Below are 21,973 nucleotides of genomic sequence, written 5' to 3'. Positions count from 1 at the left end.
TGCCTGAATGATCGTGTGCGGATGCTGGCTGGATTGTTCCTGCGTTGAACGCGCTTCAGGTCTCACCCGTGTTACGGATTCGGGGTCGCCCTGTCATACATCGTTCGAAGACCCGTACGAGAACACGTACTCGGTCACTGCTACGCTTCCGGATCTCCGCCCGGCCACCCCCGGACGATCACATGTCATTCACATGACACACAAGGGAGAGGGAGCCCGTGGGCACAGTCGTCGACGACGCCGCCTCCGTGGAGTTCCACGCCTTCTTCGAGCGCCACTACGCCGAACTGTCCCGCCTCGCCCACCTGTTGACCGGCGAGCCGGACGCCGCCGACGACCTGGCGGCGGACGCGCTGCTGGCCCTGTGGCATCGCTGGGACCGGGTGCGCGCGGCCGACCACCCGGCGGCGTACGCGCGCGGAGTGGTCGCCAACCTGGCCCGCACCCGCATCCGCAGCGCGGTCCGTGAGCGTCGGCGCGTCGCCCTGTTCTGGTCCCAGCGCGAGGAGAAGGTCGAGAACCCCGACGTGGCGGGCGCGGTCGACGTCCAGGAGGCACTGCGCAGGCTGCCGTTCCGCAAACGGGCGTGTGTGGTGCTGCGGCACGCCTTCGATCTCTCCGAGAAGGACACCGCGCTGGCCCTGGGCGTCTCGGTCGGTACGGTTAAGAGCCAGACCTCCAAGGGGATGGCCGAGTTGCAGCGGCTGCTGGGTCCCCAGAACGCTCCGCTGAGGATGCACGCCGCGATGGCGCGCACCGGTGACGCCGGAGGAAGGGACCGATGACCATGCAGCGGGACGGGCACCGCGAACTGCGCGCCCGGCTGCGGGAGGCGGCCGGGGCGCACGAGCCGAACCGTGAGCACATGCTCGCCCGGATCGAACGCGGAATGTCGGAGAAGACGCGCCCCGACCATCGGGCGACCCGGCCGCCGGTCTACGGCTGGGTGCGGGTGGTGAGCGCCACCGCCGCGGTCGCCTGTGTACTGGGCCTCGGCGGTTACGCGGTGGCCTCCGCCGTCAAGGACGAGCCGCCCGCACAGAAGTCGATCGCCGCCACGGGCACACCGACCCCCTCCCCCGACGCGACGAGCCGACCGCCCGCCCGGTCGGCGGATCCGACGCCGAGCGCCGCCCCCACCCACCGGGCCGAGAAGCCGAGCGGTACGCCCCCGTCCACGCCGAACGCCTCCACCGAGGTGCGGGCGTCCGGCGTCGAGGACGGTCCGCTGTGGTCGGACGGCTCGGTGGATCCGCACAGCAACGAGTTCTGGGCGCAGAGCAATCTGACCTTCAAGACCTCCGAGCAGCTGACCGCCCTCACGGTCGAGTTGAGGATCGCGCAGACCGGCGGTGTCACCAGTTCCGGCGCCTGGCGCTCGCTGCCCGAGGACGACTTCACGCTGACGGTCGCCGAGAAGGACGGCTTCCTCGTCTACACCTGGGTACTCAAGGACGGCCGTACGGTCCCGAAGGGCGAGTGGGTGTTCGCCGGGCAGTACGACCACAAGCGCGGCGGCCGGGACGCGAAGGACGACCGTTACACGGCGACGGCGACCGCGAAGTCCCGGGACCTCGCTGTGAAGGGCGGCTTCGCGGCCGAGGACGGCAAGACGGACGCAGGGGACTCGTAAAAAACTTCGTCGACGCGGCAACCCTTTCTTCTTCGGCGGCCACTGAGTGGGTGCAGGGCTCCCTGAAGGACTGGGTTTCGGCCGTTCCCACGGCTACCACCCCGCCCAACAACCGCTTTTTTCCCATGTGTTCGTATCATGGGAACAACCATTCGTACGTCTTCGACGTCACTAGTAGTGCCTGGAAGACCGTTCGACCTCATGGACCTGCTGGCCTGAGCCCCCCTCGGGTCGGCAGCTGCCGGCTGGAGCCCCCCTCGGGCCGGCACGAGGAACGCCCCGCCTGTGACGACAGGCGGGGCGTTCCGGCGTTCCGTGGCTCAGTCCATCGTGGTGCCGAGGGTGGTGGATCCGGTGGTCAGGAAGGCCGTCGAGGGCAGCGAACCGTCCGGACCGCGGGCTCCGTACGCCGTACCGGCGTCCGTCGACCTGAACGCGGGGGTCGGCACTCCGGCGTCCCAGTTGTTCGCCGCGGACGCCGCGGACGAGCCCAGCTTCGACGCCCCGCCCTTGTTGCCCACCGCGAGATTGCGCGCCAGCCGGGCCTTGCCCTCGGCGAAGGAGAACCCGGCCTCGGCGTTGGAGTACGCCGTGTTGCGGTTCAGCGCGATCGCCCCGGTGTTGGCGTTCTCCGTGAAGCCGTTCAGGGCGTTGTCCCAGGCCGCGTTGTCGTTGACGAGGTGCGCCACCGTGACGCCCCCGCCGCCCAGCTTGAACCCGTTGCCGTTGCCCTCGAAGGCGCTGTCCCTCCACCGGTTCCTGCCGTTCCCGAAGGCCCAGCTGTGCTCGACGGTGACCGGCGAGGAGAACTGCCACAGGTCGATCCCGTCGTCGGAGTTGTCGTACAGACGCGCCCCGGTGATCCGGTTGCCGGTGCCGGACCCGAACTTCACGGCGATCCCGTCGGCGTTCTGGCCGTGCCCGGCGGGGTCGTAGTTGCCGTAACTGTCCTGATTCTGCACGAGGTTGTCGCTGGTCCCGTCGCCGCGCAGGGTGAACCCGGAGTCCCCGTTGTTCGCGGTGACGAGGTTCTCGAAGACGCCGCCGACGGAGGAGGTGACGACGAGGCCCTGGGCCGGCGAGTGCTGGAAGGTGAGGTTCTGGACGGTCCAGTAATCGCCCTGGATCCCGGCCAGCCAGGACCCGGCGGGCAGCTCGGACCCGTCGATCCGCACCTTCTCGCTGCCGTGCGCCCGCAGGGTGATCCGTGCCGAACTCGTTCCGTCCGCGGTGGACTTGAGGGTGGCCGACGGGGTGTACGTACCGGCACGGACCTGGATGACCGTACCCGCGCTCGCGTTCCGCACCGCCGCCTCCAACTGAGCCGTGCTGGAAACGGTGACCGTCGTGGACGCGGCCTCGGCGCCGCCGCCCGACAGGCCGAGGTACACACCGCCCGCGCCCGCGGTCACGGCGACCGCCGCCGCGATGGAGAGCGTGCGGGCCCGGCGGTGACGTCCGGTGCTGTGACGCACGGGGGCGTTCCTTTCCTCGGGGGGCGGGGACGCCCTGAAGTCGCCGCCATGGCCGGGGAGGTTGCCGAGCCTCGACGAAAACGACCGAAACTTTCGCTGCTTCTCCTCGCGCACTCATCGATTGACGTGCTGTTTCCCACTCGTAACACTCCGAAGGCGCGCACAGGCCCCAACACAAACCCCCACACCCCCACACCCCCAGGAGCGACATGCGCCCACGTATCCTCCTCGTCGCCTGTCTCTCGTTGCTGCTGGCCCTTCTCACCGCACCGCCCGGTTCCGCCCACACAGGAGCACCACCCGTGAGCCACCCCAAGTACGCCGGCTATCTCTTCGCCTACTTCACCGGCGAGGGCACCGCCGACGGCGAGCAGATCCGCTACGCCCTCAGCCGCGGCAACGACCCCCTGCACTGGCGCGAGCTGAACCAGGGGAAGCCGGTCCTGACGTCGACGACCGGCGAGAAGGGCCTGCGCGACCCGTTCGTGATCCGCTCCCCCAAAGGCGACAAGTTCTATCTGATCGCCACCGACCTGCGCATGTACCAGAACAGCAGCGGCAGTTGGGACGACGTCCAGCGGCACGGCAGCAAGTCGGTCATGATCTGGGAGTCCACCGACCTGGTCCACTGGACCGACCAGCGGCTGGTGAAGGTCGCCCCGGACAACGCGGGCAACACCTGGGCGCCGGAGGCCTACTGGGACGACAGCCTCGGTGAGTACGTCGTCTTCTGGGCGTCGAAGCTGTACGCCGACGACGACCCCGGGCACACGGGATCGACGTACAACAAGATGCTCTACGCCACCACGAAGGACTTCCGCACCTTCAGCGCGCCCAAGGTCTGGGACGACCCCGGCTACTCGGTGATCGACTCGACGGTCGTGAAGTACAAGGACACCTACTACCGCTACACCAAGGACGAGCGGGACCCCACCTCCAGCTCGCCCTGCGCCAAGTTCATCACCGGCGAGAAGTCGACGAGCCTGACCTCTACGAAGTACGACCTGGTCGCGGACTGCATCGGCAGCGGGGCGATGGACCGCGGTGAGGGCCCGACGGTGTTCAGGTCGAACACCGAGAAGAAGTGGTACCTGTTCATCGACGAGTACGGCGGCCGCGGGTACGTCCCCTTCGAGACCACCGACCTCGACTCGGGCAGGTGGACCCCGTCCGCGAACTACCAGCTGCCCGCGAGTCCCCGGCACGGCACGGTGCTTCCGGTGACGCAGAAGGAGTACGACCGGCTGCTGGCCGCGTACCCGGTCTCCGGGACGTCCGTCGTGGACGCGACGGCCACGGGTCAGAAGGGGTACGCCATCGTCACCGAGGCCGCGTCGAAGGTCGTGCTGCCGATGCGGCCGGGCACCGATCTCGCCCGTCTCGCACCGGAGTTGGCGGTGGGTGAAGGCGCCACGGTCACCCCGGGATCCGGCACCCGGCGCGACTTCCGCAAGCCGCAGACGTACACCGTGACGGCGGCCGACGGGACGACCCGCAGCTGGACCGTCGAGGCCGTGCCGACCGGCAGCCCCGTCCTGCCCGGTCTGAACGCCGACCCCGACGTGCACTATCTGAACGGCGAGTACTGGATCTACCCGACCACCGACGGCTTCAACGGCTGGAACGGGACGCGGTTCAAGGCGTACTCGTCGAAGGACCTGGTCCACTGGAAGGACCACGGGGTCGTCCTGGACCTCGGCGCGGATGTGTCGTGGGCCGACAAGTACGCGTGGGCTCCGGCGATCGCGGAGAAGAACGGCAGGTACTACTTCTACTTCTGCGCCGAGCAGCAGATCGGCGTGGCGGTGGCGGACTCACCCGCCGGGCCCTTCAAGGACGCGCTGGGCAAGCCGCTGGTGGCGAAGGGCGGTTCGCTGCAGGGCCAGATGATCGACCCGGCCGTCTTCACGGACGACGACGGGACGTCGTATCTCTACTGGGGCAACGGGCACGGGTACGTGGTGCCACTGAACGGCGACATGACCTCGTACGACCCGGCGAAGATCAAGGACATCACCCCGGCCGACTTCCGCGAGGGTTCCTTCGTGATCAAGCGGAACGGCACGTACTACTTCATGTGGTCCGAGGACGACACCCGCAGCGAGAACTACCACGTCGCCTATGCGACGGGACCGTCCCCGCTCGGCCCGTGGACCAAGAAGGGGACGATCCTGTCCAAGCGTCCCGAGTACGGCATCCTCTCCACCGGTCACCACTCCGTGGTGAACGTCCCCGGCACCGACGACTGGTACATCGTCTATCACCGGTTCGCCCTGAACGGGCCGGGGAAGCCCGGCGGCGACGGTATGCACCGCGAAACCACCGTGGACCGCATGGAGTTCGCGGCGGACGGCACGATCAAGCCCGTGGTGCCGACCCTGGCGGGGATCCGGCCGGTGAAGAACTAGCTCACGAAGTACGTCGGGTTCGGGAGCTTGTACGTCCGGTCGGCGTAACCGCCGTCGAGGTCGGAGTACTGGTCGCCGAAGTTGGCGATGATCTCGTACCCGAGGTCCTTCTCGATGTGCGCGCGGGTGCCGGACTTGTACTGCACGGTGGTGCAGGTCCAGGTGCCCGGTGTGGCGCAGGCGCTCAGGTAGGACGGCGGGTTCGCCTTGTCCTTGAGGAACACATGGTCGGCGTCGAGGTTCACATCGGCGCCGATCTTCTTCAGGTTCTCGACCGCGGCCGAGCGCTGTGCCTCACTGAGGCCCGAGTTGTAGAAGACCTCGACGCCCTTCTTCTCGGCGTACTGCACGAGCTCGGGGCTGCCGAAGACGGCCGGGCGGTCGGCCCGGTTCACGTAGTCGGCCCACGTGGTCGAGTTGTACGTGTAGTTGTAGCGCTTCTCGTAGTCGAGGCTGAGCAGCAGCGTGTCGTCGATGTCGAAGACGACGGCGGGCTTCTCGCCCCGGTGGTGCGCCTTGCGGGCGGCCTGGTCTATGTACTTGCGCGCCGCCTCGTCGAGGGACGCCAGGTCCTTCGCGTAGGGGCTGGTGGGCGACGCCTGGTAGACACCGTTCGCGTCGGGCGCGGTGCCGTAGTAGGTGTCGATGTCCTTGACCAGGAGCCCGATGTTGTAGGGCTCGTGCGTGGAGTTCGCCGTGGACTGGTGGGCCGTGGCCGCACCGGCGCCGTACACGGCGACGCCGACGACCGCGCAGGCGGTGGCGACGGCTGCGATACGCAGTGACTTATGCATGACAGAGGTTCTACGCGCGTCACCCGCGTGGGCGCGAGACCCGCCGGGTAAAAAACGGGTCAAGCGCCCCGAGCCGGGTGTGCGGAGGCCGTGTCAGTTCATGGTCGCGCCGATGGTGGTGCTGCCCGTCGTCAGGAACGTGGTGGCGGGCAGGGTGCCGCTGGAGCTGCGGGCGTTGTACGTGGTCGAGGCGTCGGTCGACTTGAAGGCGGGGGTGCTGATCCCGCTGTCCCAGTTGTTGCCGGACGAGGTGACCTTGGAGCCCTTGCTCACCGAACCGCCGCCGTTGCTCACCGCGAGGTTCTTGCCGAGCTTCGCGGAGCTGGTGGCGAAGTAGTAGCCCCACTTGCTGTTGGCGTAGGCGGTGGTGCGGTTGATGACGATGGCGCCGGTGTTGGAGTTCTCGGTGAAGCCGTTGCCGGCGTTGCCCCAGGCGGCGGAGTTGTTGATGACGTGCGCGACGACCTCGCCGTCGCCGCCCAGCTTGTAGCCGTTGCCGTCGCCCGCGAAGGCGGAGTCGGACCAGCGGTTGACGCCGTTGCCCATGGACCAGGTGTGCTCGACGGTGACGGGCGAGGAGAAGGACCAGAAGTCGATCCCGTCGTCCGAGTTGTTGTAGAGGCGGGCCCCGGTGATGAGGTTACCGGAGCCGGAGCCGAACTTCACGGCGATGCCGTCGGCGTTCTCACCGTGGTTGGCGGCGTCGTAGTTGCCGTAGGAGTCGATGTTCTTGACGGTGTTGTTCACGGTTCCGTCGCCGGTGAGCGTGAAGCCGGAGTCGCCGCCGTTGATGGTCTTGATGTTGTTCCAGACCGTCCCGGTGCAGGACTGGCAGACGACCGCGCTGTCCGGGGAGTTCTGGAAGGTGATGTTGGAGACGTTCCAGTAGTCGGCGGTCAGCTTGAAGATCCAGTCCCCGTCGGGCAGCGAGGAACCGTCGATCTTCACGGTCTCCGAGCCGTACGCGGTGAGCGTGACCGGCGCGGAGGAGCTGCCGTTGGCCGTGGACTGGAGGGTGGCCGTGGGGTAGTAGGTGCCGCCGCGGACCTGGATGACGGTACCGGCGGTGGCGTTCTTGATGGCGCTGGACAGGTCGGTCGAGTTGCTGACGACGACCGTCGCGGCCTGGGCCTGGGAGGGGAGGACGGCGAGCCCGGTGCCGAGGGCGAGGGCTGCCGTGGCGATGAGAGCGGTACGACGAGACATGGAGTGCGGGTCCTTTCGTCGTGCTTTTCGGGGAAGGGGTTACAGGACGGCGTCGAGCCAGCCGAAGACCTCGTCCTGCATGCGGTCGACGAAGACATGGCCCAGGTCGGGCCAGGTCTTCAGATGCAACCGCTCCTCGGCGTGGCGGGAGTGCCAGACGGCGCGCAGCTTGTCGTACGCGACCTGTACGCCGTCGGCGGGGAACAGCGGGTCGAGCCCGCCGTTGAAGAAGAGCATCGGCCTGGGGGCGGCGATGCTCGCCACGTCGGGGAAGTCGAGGAACCGGGGCAGCCCCGGGTGGAGCATGTAGTAACTGGACTGCCCACGCAGGGTGTTGTTGCCGGGCACCATCATTTCCTTGAGGCCGGTCATCCAGCAGACCGCGGCCGTGGCCCGGACGGCGTCGGTCAGCGCGGCGGTCTGCCAGGCGCGGTAGGCGCCCATGGAGAACCCGACGGCCGCGACCCGGCGGGCATCCACCCGGTCCAGGCCGGCGAGGAAGTCGGCGGCGCGGGCGTCCTCACGGGCCATGAGCCCGGCGAGAGAGGAGCCGAGGTTGTAGAAGTTGGAGGCCAGGGCCTGCTGTTGGTCGTAGGCGATCGGCCCGCGGTCGCCCCAGCCGAGGGCGTCCGCGCACAGGACGACATAGCCGCGCCGGGCCAGCTCGTCGCCGACGAACCGGCCGCTGAAGTACCTGTCGACCCAGGCCTGCGCGGAGGCGAGCCGGGTGTCGTCGTACCAGGGCCGGACCAGTTTCTCCTTGCCGATGTCGAACTTCGCCCCGTGGTCGTGGAGCAGCAGCACGGCGGGGAACGGGCCGGGGCCGTGCGGGGTGAGCAGGGCGGCGCGGACGCGTTCGTGGTGGGTGAGGGAGAGGGTGACCAACTCCCTCGTGTAGCCGTCGCCGTGGGAGACGTGGCTGTGCTCGGGTGCGTACGGCGTTCGGTCCTCGCGGTCGACGAGAAGGTGCTCCTCGACCTTGGCACGAGCCTGCCGACGCCAGGTGCGGAAGTCGCGGACCGGTGAAGTCCCCCAGGCCAGCGGGAAGTTCAGCTCGGCCTTGAGCGCCGGGTGGAAGTCGGGCAGCGGGCCCTCCACGACCCCGGCCTCCGCTGGGCTCACCGCTGCCCCGGCCAGCACGGCCGCCCCGGCGCCCACCACGAACGCCCGCCGTCCCAGCGGGTCACCGGCACTCATAGGGCCTCCAGTCCCCGAGATAGGTGCGCGGGGTGTGCGCGGCGGCCTCGGCGGCGGTCAGCTGGGGCCGGTTGGCGGGGACGGAGATCACCGCGCCGGGGCCGGAGTTTGCGTACTCACGGAAGCGCATGGTCTGCCAGGGGTAGGTCTCGCGCATATTGGTGTAGGGCGCGACGGGGTCGATGCCGGGCCCGATCCGGCTGTCGCGCACCACGAGCGACGGCCAGGCGGTCGTCTCGTACGACGGCACCCAGGGCCGTGCCAGCTTGTACGCCCCGTCCTCGGCCCCGGAGGTGATGCGGGAGCGGACGGCGAGGATGCCGTACGGGTTGGCGCGGGCCGTGGAGGGGGCGAAGACCATGCCCTTGGGGGCGAAGCCGACGTCCCGCTGGAGGGTGTGGAAGTGGCACTCCTCGAAGACGGCGGTGGCCCGGCCGAAGACGAAGTCGACGTCACCCTCGATGTAGCAGCGCCGGAAGTACTGCCGGTCGAAGGCGGCGAGCGCGGTCGTCTCGACGAAGAGCGTGTCCTGGTGGGCCAGGAGCCGGACGTTCTCGAAGCGGGTGCGGTCGCCGTAGGTGTAGGCGGCGACCGCCTGGGTCCCGGTGATGTCGGGGTGGTCGGCGCGCAGCCAGTCGTTGGCGAGAGTGAGGTCACGGACGGTGAGGCCCGGGGCCGCAGAGGTGAAGGTGGCGGAGCCCGCGGTGCCGTAGGTGCCTGAACCGTCGGGCTTCTGGGTGCCGTTGGCGTTGTCGTACACGATGACGGCTGCGCGGGGTTCGCGGACGGCACCGCGCACGGTCAACTCGGCTGCGGCAGCCGGGATGTCGACGGCCTCGCGATAGGTGCCCGGGTGCACGACGATCGTCCAGCCGGGTCCGGTGACCGCGTCCACGGCGGCCTGGACGGAGTCACCGGGGCGGACGTGGAGGACACGGTGGCCGCCGGTGGCGAAGGCGGGGGTCGCTCCCGCCGCGGCGAGTCCGAAGCCGGCCGCGAGAAGGGTACGTCTGCGCATCAGCACGACTCCTTCCAGGGCCGCCAGTCGCCGAGGTAGGTCTCGCGCGTCGCCGACTCCGCCTGCTCCGCGGTGAGTTGGGGCCGGTTCTCCGGGACCGTGATCCTGGCGCCGGGCCCGGTGTTGCGGTACTCGGCGAAGCGCTGGTTCTGCCAGGGGAAGGTGTCCGACATGTTGGTGTAGGGAGCGGTCGCGTCGATACCGGGGCCCAGCCAGGTGTCCCGGACCACGAGCGACGGACGGGCCGTGGTGTCGGAGCTGGGGACCCACGGGCGGGCCAGCTTGTAGGCGGCGTCCGGGGCTTCGCCGGACACCCTGCCGCGCGTCACCAGGTATCCGCGCGGGTTGGCACCCGCCGTGGAGGGCGCGAAGACGAAGCCGTACGGCGCCGCCGCCAGGTCGGTCCGGTCCAGGGTCCGGAAGTGGCAGTTCTCGTAGACGGCGGTGGCCCGCCCGAAGACGAAGTCCACGTCGCCTTCGGCATAGCAGTGCGAGAAGTACTGGCGGGCGAAGGAGGTCAGGGCCGTCGAGTCGGCGTACAGGGTGTCCTGGTGGCCGAGGAAGCGGCAGTGGTGGAAGGCGGAGCGGTCGCCCTGGACCTTGAGGGCGACGGCCTGGGTGCCGGTGATGTCGGGGTGGTCGGCCCGCAGCCAGTCGTTGGCGAAGGTGATCCAGCGGGCGGTGAAGCCCTCGGCCTGGACCGTGGTGGTGGCGGAGCCGGTGGTGCCGTAGGTGCCGCCGCCGGGCTTGGGGGTGCCTGCCGCGTTGTCGTAGACGATCACGACGTCCCGGGGGTCCTCGGTGGCGCCGATCCAGGTGGCCTCGGTGCGCGTGACGTCGACGGCCACGGTCTCCCGGTAGGTGCCGGGCGCGAGGACCAGGGTCCAGCCACTGCCGGTGGCCGCGGTGACGGCGTCCTTCACGGTGGCGTGGTCGCCACGGCCCCGGGGGTCGACGTAGAGCGTCCGCGGTGTGAGCCGGGCGGCCGGGGATCCGAAGCGGCCGAAGGGGCGTCGGCCACCGGCGGCCCGAGCGGGGCTCGGCGTGAGCGCGAGGGAGGCTGCCGCTCCGGTGCTTGCGAGCAGGAATCCCCTTCTGGACAGGGGGAGTCGGGCGTGGGGCGAGGACATGCGGGTGCTCCTAGGAAACGCGGCTCGGTGGTGGGGTTCCTCGCGTGGGGGGTGAGGTGGCCGGGGCGGCCGCTGGATTCCGCCCCGGCCGGTCAGGGGGTGGTGTCAGCAGACGTGGCCCGCGCCCGCGCCCCGGTCGACGATCCCCGGCACCTTCTTGGCCGGGTCGATCTTCGTGCGCAGGGTCGGCGTCCAGCCCGCGCCGGACTGCAGGGTCTCGGCGGGGATCTCGGCGTTGTGGACGGCGATCAGGTCGGTGGGCGTGCCGTTGACGTAGTTGTCGTCGGCGGTGAGCGGGGAGACGTTCCACCGCTTGAGCACCTTGGCCGCGCTGACCCCGTCCGGCAGGGTGAAGGCGTTGTGCTCGGCGACGAGCTGGGACTCCTTGCCGATGCCGAAGCTGTAGGAGTAGTCGTCGTTCGCCACGAAGTGGTTGTTGTACGAGTCGACCTGTCCGAAGCGGACGCGGGGCGCGCGCTCGACGAGGTTCGAGAACAGGTTGTGGTGGAAGGTGACCTTGAGCTTGCCCCGGTCCCCGGCCGCCGTGGACTCGCTGTCGCTGTTTCCGATCAGGATCGTCTTGTCGTGGTCGGCGAAGACGTTCCAGGAGGCGGTGACGTGGTTGGCGCCCCGGACGATGTCCAGCTCGCCGTCGTGCTGCTGGTAGAGCATGCCGAAGTAGGCCGGCGCGGCGCTGTCGGGGTGGCTGCCGTCGGTGAAGGTGTTGTGGTCCAGCCAGACATGGGTGGAGCCGTACACGACGGCGGTGTCGTACTCGGAGTTCCAGTTGCCCTTGTCGCCGTCGGTGGGGTCCCACTGCGGGAAGCAGTCGATGGGGCTCTCGAAGGTGAGGTTGCGGACGATGACGTTGTCGACGGCCTTGATCTGGAGGCTCGCGCCCTTGAACCCGGCGTTCTTGCCGACGCCGATGATCGTGGTGTTGGCGGGGACGTTCGCCTTGATGGTCTGGTCCTGGTTGGCGGCGGAAGCGCGGCGCAGCCCCTCGGGGCTGTCGTCGGGCTCGGCGCTCAGGTCGGTGTCCAGGCCCCAGGCCTCCGGCGAGTACTTCGCCAGGTAGGCGCCGAAGTCGTAGCCGGGCGCGGCGAGGGAGTCACAGCCCTCGGAGACCGCGTCGATGGTCCCCTTCACCTTGATGATCTTGGGCGCGGTCCCGCCCGCGGCGAGCGCGGCCTTGAAGCCGGCCCAGTCGGTGACGGTGTACACGTGGGCGGCGTCCGCGGCCGCGCCTCCGGTGGTGCCGGTGCCCTCGGAGGCCCAGCCGTCACCGGCGGCGAGGGTCTCGCGGCCCGCGTCGTGGCCCTTGGCCTGAGCGGTGGTGCCGGTGACCGCGAGGACCAGGGCGGCGCAGCCCGCCACCGCCATCACCTTTGTTATGACATGGCCATGACATAGCTGTGCGTTCATTGTGCGGCTCTCTTTCGACTGCGGGAAGGTGTGGTCAGGCGGCGGCCGGCGGCGGCCAGGTGATCCAGGACTCCGGGATCTCGGCGTCGAGCCGGCGCACGTCCCGGGGCGCCAGCACGCGGTGCCGCAGCAGTTCACGGGCGACCAGACGGGCCACCGCGATGGCACCGGGCGGATTGAAGTGCGTGTTGTCCTGCTCGGTGTCGGTCCAGTTGAAGTACTTCTTGGTCTCCTCGACGCCGAGCCTCTGCCACAGGGCGAGGGACAGCGCCTGGATGTCTAGCAGCGCGACGCCCTCCTCCTGGGCGAGCGCCCGCATCGCGGCCGGGTACTCCCCGTGGGTCGGCACGGCGTTGCCGTTCGCGTCGAACTTCCGCCGCTCGACGGGGGTGGCGAGGACCGGCCGGGCACCCTTCGCGCGGGCGCCGTCGAGGTACCGGCGCAGATAGTCCTGGTACGTCGTCCAGGGCTCGGTGTAGCGGGTCGGATCGGCGGTCTTCTCGTCGTTGTGCGCGAACTGGACGAGCAGGAAGTCACCGGGCCTGATCAGCCCGAGAATCGCGTCGAGTCGCCCCTCGTCGACGAAGGACTTCGAACTACGCCCGTTCACCGCGTGATTGGCGACGGCCAGATCCTGGCGCAGAAAGAAGGGGAGTGCCATGCCCCACCCGGTCTCGGGCGCGGCGTCGGAGTATTTCTGTGCGGCGGTGGAATCACCGGCGATGTAGAGGGTGCGCTGTTCTCTGGCTTGCGCAGTACTAGTGGCGCTGAAAGCGACGGGCACGGCGGCCATCGCCGCCACGGTGACCTGTCTGCGTGTGAGTGACACCTTGGGTAGCCTCTCTTCCCTCAGGGGCGCGGGGAACTGCGCGACCAGCCACGACGGACCCGCAGCTCCCCACGACCGCATTCACCCGGGCTCTTAGCCGTTCTGTTCCTTCCACTCGGCCTGAGCCTTGTTCAGCTGCTCGGCCATGGTGTCCAGGAAGTCCTTGGCGCTCATGTCCCCCAGCAGCACCTTCTGGAAGTTGGGCTCGTTGTCGGCCTTGGAGATGGTGTTCCAGTCGGGCAGGTAGTACGGCAGCTGAACGATGCTCGTGGAACCGTCGGTCAGCGCGGCGGCGGCCAGCTTCGTGGGCTCGGCCTCCGAGATCCAGGCGTCCTTGGCGGCGTCGTTGTTCGACGGCACCTGCCCGGCGGACTTGTTGAACTTCGAGTTCTCCGCGGCGGAGGTCGCGAACTCGATGAACTTCCAGGCCGCGTCCTTGTTCTTCGAGCTCTTGAACACCCCGAGCCCGTCGACGGGGTTGGACACCTGCACCCGCTTGCCGGAGGCGCCGATCGGCTGCGGAATGCCCCGGAACTTGCCGGCTCCGAGCGCCTTCAGGTGGTCCTGGTACGACCCCAGGTTGTGGTTGAGCATCCCGATCGTGCCGGAGTCCCACTGCGCGACCATCTTGGTGAAGTCGTTGTTGAGGTCGGCCGCCGGGGTGTCCTTCTTGTACAGCGCCGCGTACTTCTCCAGCGCCGCCACGTTCTTCGGGTCGTTGAGGGTGGTCTTGTCGCCGTTCCAGAAGGAGGTGATCCCGCTCTGCCCGTACGCCGCGTCCAGGGCCTGGGCGATGGACCCGGCTCCGCCGCGGATGGTGTAACCGAACTCGTTCTTCTTGGCGTTGGTGAGCTTGTCCGCGGCCTTGTAGAACTTGTCCCAGGTCGTCGGCTCGTCGAGGCCGGCCTTCTTGAACAGGTCGGTCCGGTAGTAGAGCACACCGTTGTTGGCGGAGGTCGGGATCGAGTACAGGGTCCCGTCCCCACCCCCCGCCGCCTTCAGCGAGTCGACCATGTTCTCGTTGAGCTTGCCGCTCAGCGAGGACTTGGCGAGCCGGTCGTCCAGCGGCTCCAGCGCCTTCTGGGCGGAGAACCCGGCGAGCATGGCCGCGCCGACACCGCCGACGTCCGGCAGGCCCCCGCCCTGGATGGCGGTGTCGACCTTGGACTGGTACTCGGTGGACGCGATGCCGACGTACTCGACCTTGATGTCCGGGTTCGCCTTCTGGAAGTCGGCGATGACCTCCTTCCAGATGTCGGTGCGCACACCACCGTTGTTGTCCCAGAAGACGATCTTTCCCTTGCCGCTGCCCGCGTCGCCCTTGTCACCGCCGGCTCCGCTGCCGTCGTCACCGCAGGCGGTGGCGGTCAGCGCCAGGACGGACCCGAGGGCGACGGCTATGGCAGCGCGCCTGCTTCTGCGGATACTGATCTTCATTGATCGGCTCTCTTCTTCTTTCGATTCCAGCGGAGATGTGAAGTCGTGGGGGGAAGTCAGTGGCCGGTGTGGGGTGCCCAGCCGTCGGTGCCCTTGAGGTAGTTCGCGACGGTGTACGTCCTCGCGTCGGCGGCGTCGAGCTGCGGCCGGTCGGCGCTCGGGGCGGCTCCCGGCCCGGAGTTGCGGTACTCGGCGAACCGCGCGTCCTTCCACGAGAAGCCGCTCATGTCGGTCCAGGGCGCGGTCTTCACGGCGGCCGGAAGTTCGGTGTCGCGGATCAACACCTGGGCCACGGCGGCGGGTTCACCGCCCGGGTGCCACGGCCGCCCCAGGTGGAAGCTCTGCTCCGGGGCGTCGCTCACGACCTTCGACCGGGTGATCAGGAACCCGTACGGGTTGCCCGTCCAGGTCGAAGCAGCCGTGATGTAGCCGTTGTTGGAGTCCGAGCCGCGGCTCAGCGCCCGGATCACGGACCGGTCGATCACCGTGGTCGCCCGGCCGTAGATGAAGTCGACATCGCCCTCGATGTACGAGTCGTGGATGTAGACCCGGCTGATCACGTCCAGCTTGGGGCTGTCGGTCATCAGGGTGTCCTGGTTGCCCAGGAAGGCGGTGTCCTCGAAGACGATCCGGTCGCCGGTCGTCTTCATCGCGAGGGCCTGCTCGCCCTTCAGCTCGACCGCGGCCTCGTCGAAGTCGTTGCTGAAGGTGAGGTGGCGGGCGGTGACGTCGTTCGCGGCGATCCGGACCGTCGCGCTGCCCGTCGAACCGCCGTACTCGGCTGGGGTGTCGTAGACGATGACGGTGTCGGACCGGTCCTGTCCAGTCCCCTGGAGCACGATGTTCGGCTTGGTCGCCGGGATGTACACCTTGGCCCGGTAGGTGCCCGGCGCGACGGCGATCGTCACCGGCACGCTGTTCCCGTCGGGCACGGCGTCCACGGCGGCCTGCACGGTCGGGTGGTCACCGGGGACGTGCAGGGTCACCCCGATCCGCTGCTGCGGGCCGGAGAACCTCGACACCAGCGCGGGCACGGCGGCGGCCGGGTCCAGCCGGTAGTCGTAGAAGGAGCGCGGGTCGAATGCCGTACCCCACGCGTCCGTCCGCCCGGTCGTGTTCTTCAGGATCGACCCGCGCTGCACCAACTCGGCGGTGGCGTCGGCCTGGTAGGGATGCTGGACACCGTCGTAGTAGCTGCTCTCGATGACCATCCTGGTCCGGCCGCGCGACCAGTTCCCGTACGTCCACACCGGGTCCCCGTCGGCCACCTGCGCCGAGAGGTAGTTGTTGTAGAGGTGGGCGTAGGCGCAGTTGTCGGCGGACGGGTTGCGCTGCTTGGTCCCGGTGAACCAGTTGTGGTCGATGGTGATCTGGGTCAGCACGTTGGTCGTCCAGCCGATCCCGAACGCCTTGTTGTGGCTGCGGAACTGGTTGTACGAGACGGTGATGTACTGGCTGTCCTTGCGGATGTCGAGCAGCCCGTCACCCATGTGCTCGAAGCGGTTGTGGTCGATCCAGACGTGGTCGGCGGTGTCCATCTGGATCGCGTCGAAGTCGGTCGTCTTGCCGTCCCAGTCGCCCTCGACGTACGAGTCGCGGATGGTCAGGTTGCGGATGATCACGTTGTGGGTGCCCGGGTTGAGATGCAGCTCGCCGTGGACGATCTCGCCGGTGTCGCCGACGCCGATGATCGTCTTGTTCGAGGCCACGACGATGTCCGAGCCGAAGGGCTCGACGGCTATCGCGCCCGAGACCCGGATGACGTACGGCTCCTCGGCCGCCGCGTACTTGGCGAGCGAGGCCTGGTCGGTCACGGTGACGACCTTGCCGCCGGCCCCTCCGGTGGTACCGCCGGCGAGGGAGGCGAAGCCGTGGGCCCGGTCGCTCCAGCGGTCGGCCTGGGCCTTGCCGCTCCAGCGGTCGACCGGGGCCTTTTCGACGGCGACGGCCCTGGCCTGCCCGATGGCCCCGAGGCTCAGCGCGGCCAGCAGGCCGAGCACAGCGGCCAGGACCATGCCGTGTCCCGGTCTCTGCAAGCGCTTGCTACGAAGGTGCTGCGTCATTGCGGCTCCCAACAGGCTTACGGGTTCGGTGCGTTACAGGTGGTCGATCCTGAAGTGCGAGAAGGTTGCCGCGCCGGCGTGCCCTCCTCCGACGGGCGCGAGGGCGAACAGTCCGAGCAGGGCTCCGACCCAGCGCCAGGGGGTGGCGGCGAAGACGGGTCCGGAGGGCTGCGGGCCGTCGCCGAGGTCGTGGAAGAACCGGCAGCGCGCGCCCGCGCCGATCTCGATCCGCAGTCGCACCCGTCCGTCGGCGGCTTCGGGCACGAGGCGCGGACGGTGGGCGTCCCGCTCCTGCTCGGCGACGCCCTCGGCGAACCGGTGCACCAGCTGGACACTCCCGTCAGCGCCGCGCTGGAGCCCGATCCAGCTGAAGGCGTCCCCGAGGACGGCGAGACCGGCGCGTGCGCCCGGTTCCGCACTGTGCAGTCGCAGTTCCACCTCGACCGCCGAGGGCGTGCCGGGCAGCCGCTGGGTGAGCACGTTCGGCAGTTTGCGCAGGTCGTGCGCGTCGGCCGAACGCACGCAGGTGAGCCGCAGCCCGTCGCCGGAGTGGTGGGTGGCCCAGCCGGGCTGCGGATTGGCGGTCCACTGCCACTGTCGGCCGAAGCGTCCACCGGGGAAGTCGTCGTCGGTGGCGGGCGCAGCGTCCGGCTGCGGCGGCAGAGCGGGCCTCTCGTGTACGGCGACGGGGGCGCCCCCGTCGCCGAGCACCGGCCAGCCGTCCTCACCCCAGAGCATCGGCTGGAGGTGGACGACCCTGCCGTAGGCGCCCTTCTGCTGGAAGTGCAGAAACCAGTCCTGGCCGGCCGGGGTGCGCACCCAGCCGCCCTGATGCGGCCCGTTGACGTCCGTGTCCCGCTGCTCCAGGACGACCTTCTCCTCGTACGGGCCGAAGAACCCGCGCGAGCGGAAGGCGCCCTGCCAGCCGGTCTCCACACCCCCGGCGGGGGCCAGGATCCAGAACCAGCCGTCGTGCCTGTAGAGCTTGGGGCCTTCCAGAGTGAACCAGCCGGGGATCCGGTCCCCGTCGACGATCACCTTGCCCTCGTCGAGGAGTTCACGGCCGTCGAGGTCCATGCGGTGGCCGGTGAGGCGGTTCTTGACGCCGGAGCGGGACTTGGCCCAGGCGTGCACGAGATAGGCCTCGCCGCTCTCCTCGTCCCACAGCGGGCAGGGGTCGATCAGGCCCTTGCCCGACTTGAGGAGGTGCGGGCGGGTCCAAGGGCCCCTGATCCCGGGGGCGTTGACCTGGAAAATGCCCTGGTCGGGGTCGCCCCAGAAGATCCAGAACCGCTCGTCGTGATACCGGAGGGACGGTGCCCAGACACCGCAGTCGTGCCGGGGCCTGGTGAACTCCCCCGCCGGTTCCAGGCGTTCGAGGGCGTGGCCGATCAGGGTCCAGTTGACGAGGTCGCGGGAGTGCAGCAGCGGCAGGCCGGGGACCCGGCCGAAGCTGGAGGCGGTGAGGTAGAAGTCGTCGCCGACGCGGACGACGTCCGGGTCGGACCAGTCGGCGTTCAGGATCGGGTTCGTGTACGTCGTCGGCGGGTTCGGGTTCGTGGGTGTCACTGGCTGACCGCCTTCCGTACCAGGGCGGCCGCCTCGAGCCTGGGCAGGCGTCCGTCGGCGACGACCGTGACGATCCGCCGTACGACGGTCTCGCCGGGCGGGACCGGCAGTCTTGAGTCGTGGGCGAGCGAGGAGCCCACGCCCGGGTACTCGTCGGCGCGCACGAACCACGGGTCACGGCGGGTCTGCTCGGTGGCCCCGGCGAAGACGAGCGTCCAGGTGCTGCCCGTGAGCGCGACCCAGTCGGCGCGGGTGCCGTGGATCGCCGCCTCGCCCTCCCGGTCCGCGGTGAAGACGTCCGGCCGCTCCTGCTCCTTCCGGGCCCGCCAGAAGAAACCGCCGTACGCCGCGCCCGGCCGGCCGTTGGTGGCCGGGCTGCCGATCGACAGGGGGTCCTGGGTGACATTGGTGAGGGAGAAGGTGAAGTCCAACGCCCAGGCGGCGCCGGTCAGTTCGGTGGCCGCTACCGTACGGCGCTCGCGCAGCAGCTCCGCGCCCGAGGCGACCCAGCGCAGCTCCTCCACGAAACCGTCCGGGTCGCGGAGCTGGAAGGAGTGGTGGCGCTGGGCACCGTGGTTGTCCAGCTCGGTCGGGCCCTGGTCGCGGACGTAGGTGCGCCCGCCCCAGAAGTTGTGCCCCTCGACGTCGGGAACGGCGACACCGACGCCGAGGTGGTGGATGTGGTCGGCGGGGCTGAGTTCGGTGACCGCCGTGCCGGCCAGGGTGGTGACGGGGTGCAGATAGGGGCGCGGGGAGAGCCGGGCGGGCAGCTCGGGCCGGGTGACGTAGCGGCCGACCGGGCGGCCCGCGACACGCAGGACCGGGGAATCGGGGGTCGTCATGTGCTCACCTCGTTCGCGACGTGTGGCCGGGCCCAGTCGGCGCCCAGCTCGGAGTAGAGGGCGAGGTTGTCGGCGGCGGCCGCGACGAGTCCGTCGATGCCGGGGACGACACGGCGCTCCTCGTCGGGGAGCAGGTGCCAGGCCGTGGCCGGGAGCGGGGTCGGGTCCGGAGCCAGCCGGATCGCCTCGACGACCTTCATGAAGGCGCCCGTCACCTCGGGGACGACGAGCAGGTCGGCACCGTCGGTGACGTGGTCGACCAGGTTCTCCAGGAGGTCGGTGCGGCCGTACTCGTACTCCTCGGGGCCGTGCCCGGCCCGCTGGAGCAGCACGCGGTCCTGCTTGTACCAGTAGGTGATCCGGCCCTGGCTGCCGTGCACGACGACGTACGGCTCGTCGGGGTCCTCGGCGCACAGGGTCGCGGCGACGACGACCGGGATGCCGTTCTCGGTGGTGACGCGGACACAGGAGGTGTCGTCGGACTCGATGTCGTTGGCGCGTTGGAGCTCGGTCTCGATGCGGGTGACGTCCTCGGCGCGGGTGGTGCCGTTCAGGGCGAGTGCGGTGGCGACGGCGTGCGCGAGGGGGTTGGTCAGCACGCCGTCGATCACGTCGACGCCGTTCATCCGCCGCTTGCCCGCCCAGGGCGCGCGCCGGTAGTACGCCTCGGCTCGCGCCCAGGCACCGGCCCCGCCGACCCCGTTCACCTCGCCGATCGCGCCCTCCCGGACCAGCTCCCGGATCGCGGGCACGGCGTGCGAGCCCAGCGACTGGAAGCCGATCTGGCAGGCGACCCCGGCCGCGGCGACCCCGTCGGCCATCCGGCGGAACTCGGCGTACGACGGCGCCGGGGGCTTCTCCAGCAGGATGTGCACGCCTCGGCGAGCGGCTTCGAGCGCCAGGTCCGTGTGCGTCGGGATCGGGGTGCAGATCACCGCGATCCGGGCGCCGGTGGAGTCGAGGAGCGCCCCGAAGTCGGCGGACTGCTCGGGCGTACCCAGGCCTTGGGGGATCTCGTCGCCGGTCAGCGGGGTCAGCTCGCAGATCCCCGCCAGTCGTACGATCCCCTTGTCCTGGAGCCGGCGGATGTTCTCCAGGTGCCAGCGGCCGTGGCCGCGCGCGCCCGCCAGGACGATGTCCACGGTGCCCGGGGTGTTGTCGGTGTTCATGGTGTCCACGGTGTTCATGGCATCCTCCCTGCGCCCGCGCCGCGCGCCACCTGTCGGTCGGCTGCTTCGGCACTGTCGATCTTTGTGTGCAGGGTAGGCGTCCAGCCGACGTCCGCCGTGAGGTCGCGCTCGCTGCCGGAGTTGTAGGCGTTGTGGATGGCGAGCAGGTCCACCGGATAGCCGTTGAAGAGGGTGCCGCTCTGGTGCAGTGCGCTGCCGTTCCAGCTCTTGACGAGGTCGGCGGCCTCGATGTGGCCGGGGGTGTGGAAGGCGTTGTTCTCGGCGAAGATCGCGGACTCGGTGGAGACGCCGAGGGAGTAGCGGTAGTCGTCGTCCGGTACGACGTACCGGTTGTTGTAGACGTGCACCTGTCCGAAGCGAACCCTCGGCGCGCGCTGTACGACGGACTCGAACTCGTTGTGGTGCAGGGTGACCCGGAGCCTGCCGCGGTCGCCGGTGGCCGAGTCGCTGTTGCCGATGAGCATCGCCTTGTCGTGGTCGGCGAACCGGCTCCAGGAGACGGTGACCAGGTCGGAGCCGTTGGTGATGTCCAGCAGGCCGTCGTGACGGAGGTAGTTGCGGGCGAACCAGGTGGGCTCGGCGGAGTCGGGGTGGCCCTGGTCGCTCAGGGTCACGTGGTCGACCCACACATGGTCGGCGCCCGTCAGCCAGATGGTGTCGTAAGCCGTCTTCCAGTCGCCGAGGCCGCCGGTGTTGGGCTGCCAGACGGGGAAGCAGTCGTAGGCGTCCCGGACGTCGAGGTTGCGGATGATGACGTTGCCGGCGTTCCTGACCTGGAGGCTGCCGCCCTTGAGGACCGCCTTGCCGAGCCCGACGATCGTGGTGTTGGAACCGACGAGCAGCTCCACCCGCTCGGCCTGCTTCCTCGCGGACGCCTGCCGGGCCTCCTCCTGCGGTCCGCCGGGCTTGGCCGAGCCCCAGGTGCGGGGGTCGTAGGCGGCGAGGTACTTCTTCAGGGCGTAGCCGTCGGTGGCGTAGTCGGCGCAGTCCAGGTGGTCGCCGTCGTCGTCGGTGTTGGCATCGACGGTCCCGGCGATCTTGATGATCTTGGGCGTGTCGCTGCCACCGTCGAGGGCGCGGACCAGACCGGCGCGGTCGGTGACGGTGTAGACGTGCGCGGAGTCGGCGGCGGAACCTCCGGTGGTACCGGCCCCCTCCGCGGCCCAGCCGTCGGGCGCGGGAAGGGTGTCGCGGCCGAGGTCCCGGGCTTCGGCGTGGGCGGGGAGGCAGAGCAGCCCCAACAGGGCGGTGAGTAAGGCGATCTGGCGGAACCTCATATCTCCACCTCCGCGGCGGAACCGGAGACCGGCTGCTTCCGCACATCCGCGCCCCGGCGCACAGCGTGCGTGGCCCGCCCGTGACCGAGGGGTGCGGACACCCCGGCGTCGCCCGTCCCCAGGAGGACACGGCCGACGGCTCGTCCCTCGGCCCGGACGACGACGCCCACCAGACCCAGCACCATGGCACCCATGGCGATCCGACGGAGTCTCACTTCTCCGTCACCCCCTCGGATCCCGCAGCGAGAACTCTGGCCCGTGTCCGGCCCCCGCCGTTGTCAGCTGCTCCCGTCCGCGGACCGATGACCGGCCGCGCCGGAACTCGCCTTGCTTGAGCGCCGGCCGCACGGACACCACCGAAAGCCACCACCGGGCTGTCCGCCGAACCCGCTCCCCCGAACACCTGCCTGCTCCACGGGGAGCGCGGGCCCGGTGCCCCGGCGGGGGTCGCCCACGCCGGGGCCGGACCGCATGGTTTCG

Annotated in this window: 18 protein-coding genes; 3 read left to right on the top strand and 15 right to left on the bottom strand. The window is 69.6% G+C overall.

Features of this window, described 5'->3' with window-relative positions:
• Positions 1-218 precede the first annotated feature (218 nt).
• Entirely contained in the window at positions 219-785 is a 567-nt protein-coding gene (locus ABZT93_RS26660; RefSeq protein WP_356109147.1) for a SigE family RNA polymerase sigma factor, read from the top strand.
• Entirely contained in the window at positions 782-1,633 is an 852-nt protein-coding gene (locus ABZT93_RS26655) for a hypothetical protein (RefSeq protein WP_356109144.1), read from the top strand. Before ABZT93_RS26660 ends, ABZT93_RS26655 begins: the two co-directional genes overlap by 4 nt.
• Before the next feature lie 320 nt (positions 1,634-1,953).
• Here ABZT93_RS26655 and ABZT93_RS26650 read toward each other — a convergent pair whose 3' ends face one another.
• Positions 1,954-3,108: a right-handed parallel beta-helix repeat-containing protein gene (locus ABZT93_RS26650; RefSeq protein ID WP_356109141.1), complete on the bottom strand. Its 1,155-nt coding sequence runs from the start codon at positions 3,106-3,108 to the stop codon at positions 1,954-1,956.
• A 209-nt stretch (positions 3,109-3,317) separates the two neighbouring features.
• Between ABZT93_RS26650 and ABZT93_RS26645 the strand changes: the two genes are divergently transcribed.
• A complete protein-coding gene (locus ABZT93_RS26645; RefSeq protein WP_356109139.1) occupies positions 3,318-5,516 on the top strand; it encodes a family 43 glycosylhydrolase in 2,199 nt (732 codons plus the stop codon).
• Here ABZT93_RS26645 and ABZT93_RS26640 read toward each other — a convergent pair.
• The 14 genes from ABZT93_RS26640 to ABZT93_RS26575 all read right to left on the bottom strand — a co-directional run bounded on the left by ABZT93_RS26640 (position 5,513) and on the right by ABZT93_RS26575 (position 21,708).
• On the bottom strand, positions 5,513-6,310 hold the full coding sequence (locus ABZT93_RS26640) for an HAD family acid phosphatase (RefSeq protein ID WP_356109136.1): 798 nt from the start codon (positions 6,308-6,310) through the stop codon (positions 5,513-5,515). The two genes, ABZT93_RS26645 and ABZT93_RS26640, sit on opposite strands and share 4 nt — an antisense overlap.
• Before the next feature lie 93 nt (positions 6,311-6,403).
• Positions 6,404-7,516, bottom strand: coding sequence for a chondroitinase-B domain-containing protein (locus tag ABZT93_RS26635; RefSeq protein ID WP_356109133.1), 1,113 nt, complete (start codon positions 7,514-7,516; stop codon positions 6,404-6,406).
• Positions 7,517-7,555: 39 nt separating this feature from the next.
• Positions 7,556-8,713, bottom strand: a complete 1,158-nt coding sequence (locus ABZT93_RS26630; RefSeq protein WP_356109131.1) for a dienelactone hydrolase family protein — start codon at positions 8,711-8,713, stop codon at positions 7,556-7,558.
• Positions 8,700-9,731, bottom strand: coding sequence for a pectinesterase family protein (locus ABZT93_RS26625; protein ID WP_356109128.1), 1,032 nt, complete (start codon positions 9,729-9,731; stop codon positions 8,700-8,702). The genes ABZT93_RS26630 and ABZT93_RS26625 overlap by 14 nt, the downstream gene beginning before the upstream one ends.
• The gene (locus ABZT93_RS26620) at positions 9,731-10,861 is read right to left on the bottom strand and encodes a pectinesterase family protein (RefSeq protein ID WP_356109125.1); all 1,131 of its coding nucleotides are present in this window, start codon (positions 10,859-10,861) and stop codon (positions 9,731-9,733) included. The genes ABZT93_RS26625 and ABZT93_RS26620 overlap by 1 nt, the downstream gene beginning before the upstream one ends.
• Positions 10,862-10,966: 105 nt before the next feature.
• Positions 10,967-12,286, bottom strand: a complete 1,320-nt coding sequence (locus ABZT93_RS26615; RefSeq protein ID WP_356109123.1) for a pectate lyase — start codon at positions 12,284-12,286, stop codon at positions 10,967-10,969.
• A gap of 34 nt (positions 12,287-12,320) precedes the next feature.
• Positions 12,321-13,115: a rhamnogalacturonan acetylesterase gene (locus tag ABZT93_RS26610; RefSeq protein WP_356109120.1), complete on the bottom strand. Its 795-nt coding sequence runs from the start codon at positions 13,113-13,115 to the stop codon at positions 12,321-12,323.
• 93 nt (positions 13,116-13,208) lie between these two features.
• The gene (locus ABZT93_RS26605; RefSeq protein WP_356109117.1) at positions 13,209-14,552 is read right to left on the bottom strand and encodes a sugar ABC transporter substrate-binding protein; all 1,344 of its coding nucleotides are present in this window, start codon (positions 14,550-14,552) and stop codon (positions 13,209-13,211) included.
• Between the two features lie 56 nt (positions 14,553-14,608).
• Positions 14,609-16,615 carry a pectinesterase family protein gene (locus ABZT93_RS26600; RefSeq protein ID WP_356109114.1) on the bottom strand — a complete coding sequence of 669 codons (2,007 nt, stop codon included), beginning with the start codon at positions 16,613-16,615 and terminating at the stop codon, positions 14,609-14,611.
• Positions 16,616-16,648: 33 nt separating this feature from the next.
• Entirely contained in the window at positions 16,649-18,184 is a 1,536-nt protein-coding gene (locus ABZT93_RS26595) for a family 43 glycosylhydrolase (protein ID WP_356109112.1), read from the bottom strand.
• Positions 18,181-19,026, bottom strand: coding sequence for a PmoA family protein (locus ABZT93_RS26590; protein ID WP_356109110.1), 846 nt, complete (start codon positions 19,024-19,026; stop codon positions 18,181-18,183). The genes ABZT93_RS26595 and ABZT93_RS26590 overlap by 4 nt, the downstream gene beginning before the upstream one ends.
• Positions 19,023-20,213: a Gfo/Idh/MocA family oxidoreductase gene (locus ABZT93_RS26585; protein WP_356109108.1), complete on the bottom strand. Its 1,191-nt coding sequence runs from the start codon at positions 20,211-20,213 to the stop codon at positions 19,023-19,025. The genes ABZT93_RS26590 and ABZT93_RS26585 overlap by 4 nt, the downstream gene beginning before the upstream one ends.
• A complete protein-coding gene (locus tag ABZT93_RS26580) occupies positions 20,210-21,493 on the bottom strand; it encodes a pectate lyase (RefSeq protein WP_356109106.1) in 1,284 nt (427 codons plus the stop codon). The genes ABZT93_RS26585 and ABZT93_RS26580 overlap by 4 nt, the downstream gene beginning before the upstream one ends.
• Complete coding sequence (locus tag ABZT93_RS26575; RefSeq protein ID WP_356109104.1) at positions 21,490-21,708, bottom strand: hypothetical protein; 219 nt, start codon at positions 21,706-21,708, stop codon at positions 21,490-21,492. Before ABZT93_RS26575 ends, ABZT93_RS26580 begins: the two co-directional genes overlap by 4 nt.
• Between the last annotated feature and the right edge of the window lie 265 nt (positions 21,709-21,973).

It is taken from the genome of Streptomyces sp. NPDC005303 (genome assembly GCF_040607335.1).
In the GTDB taxonomy this organism is placed as follows: Bacteria; Actinomycetota; Actinomycetes; order Streptomycetales; family Streptomycetaceae; genus Streptomyces.
The sequence above is the reverse complement of the archived record's forward strand: the minus strand, read 5'-3'. Positions and strand labels throughout refer to the sequence as shown.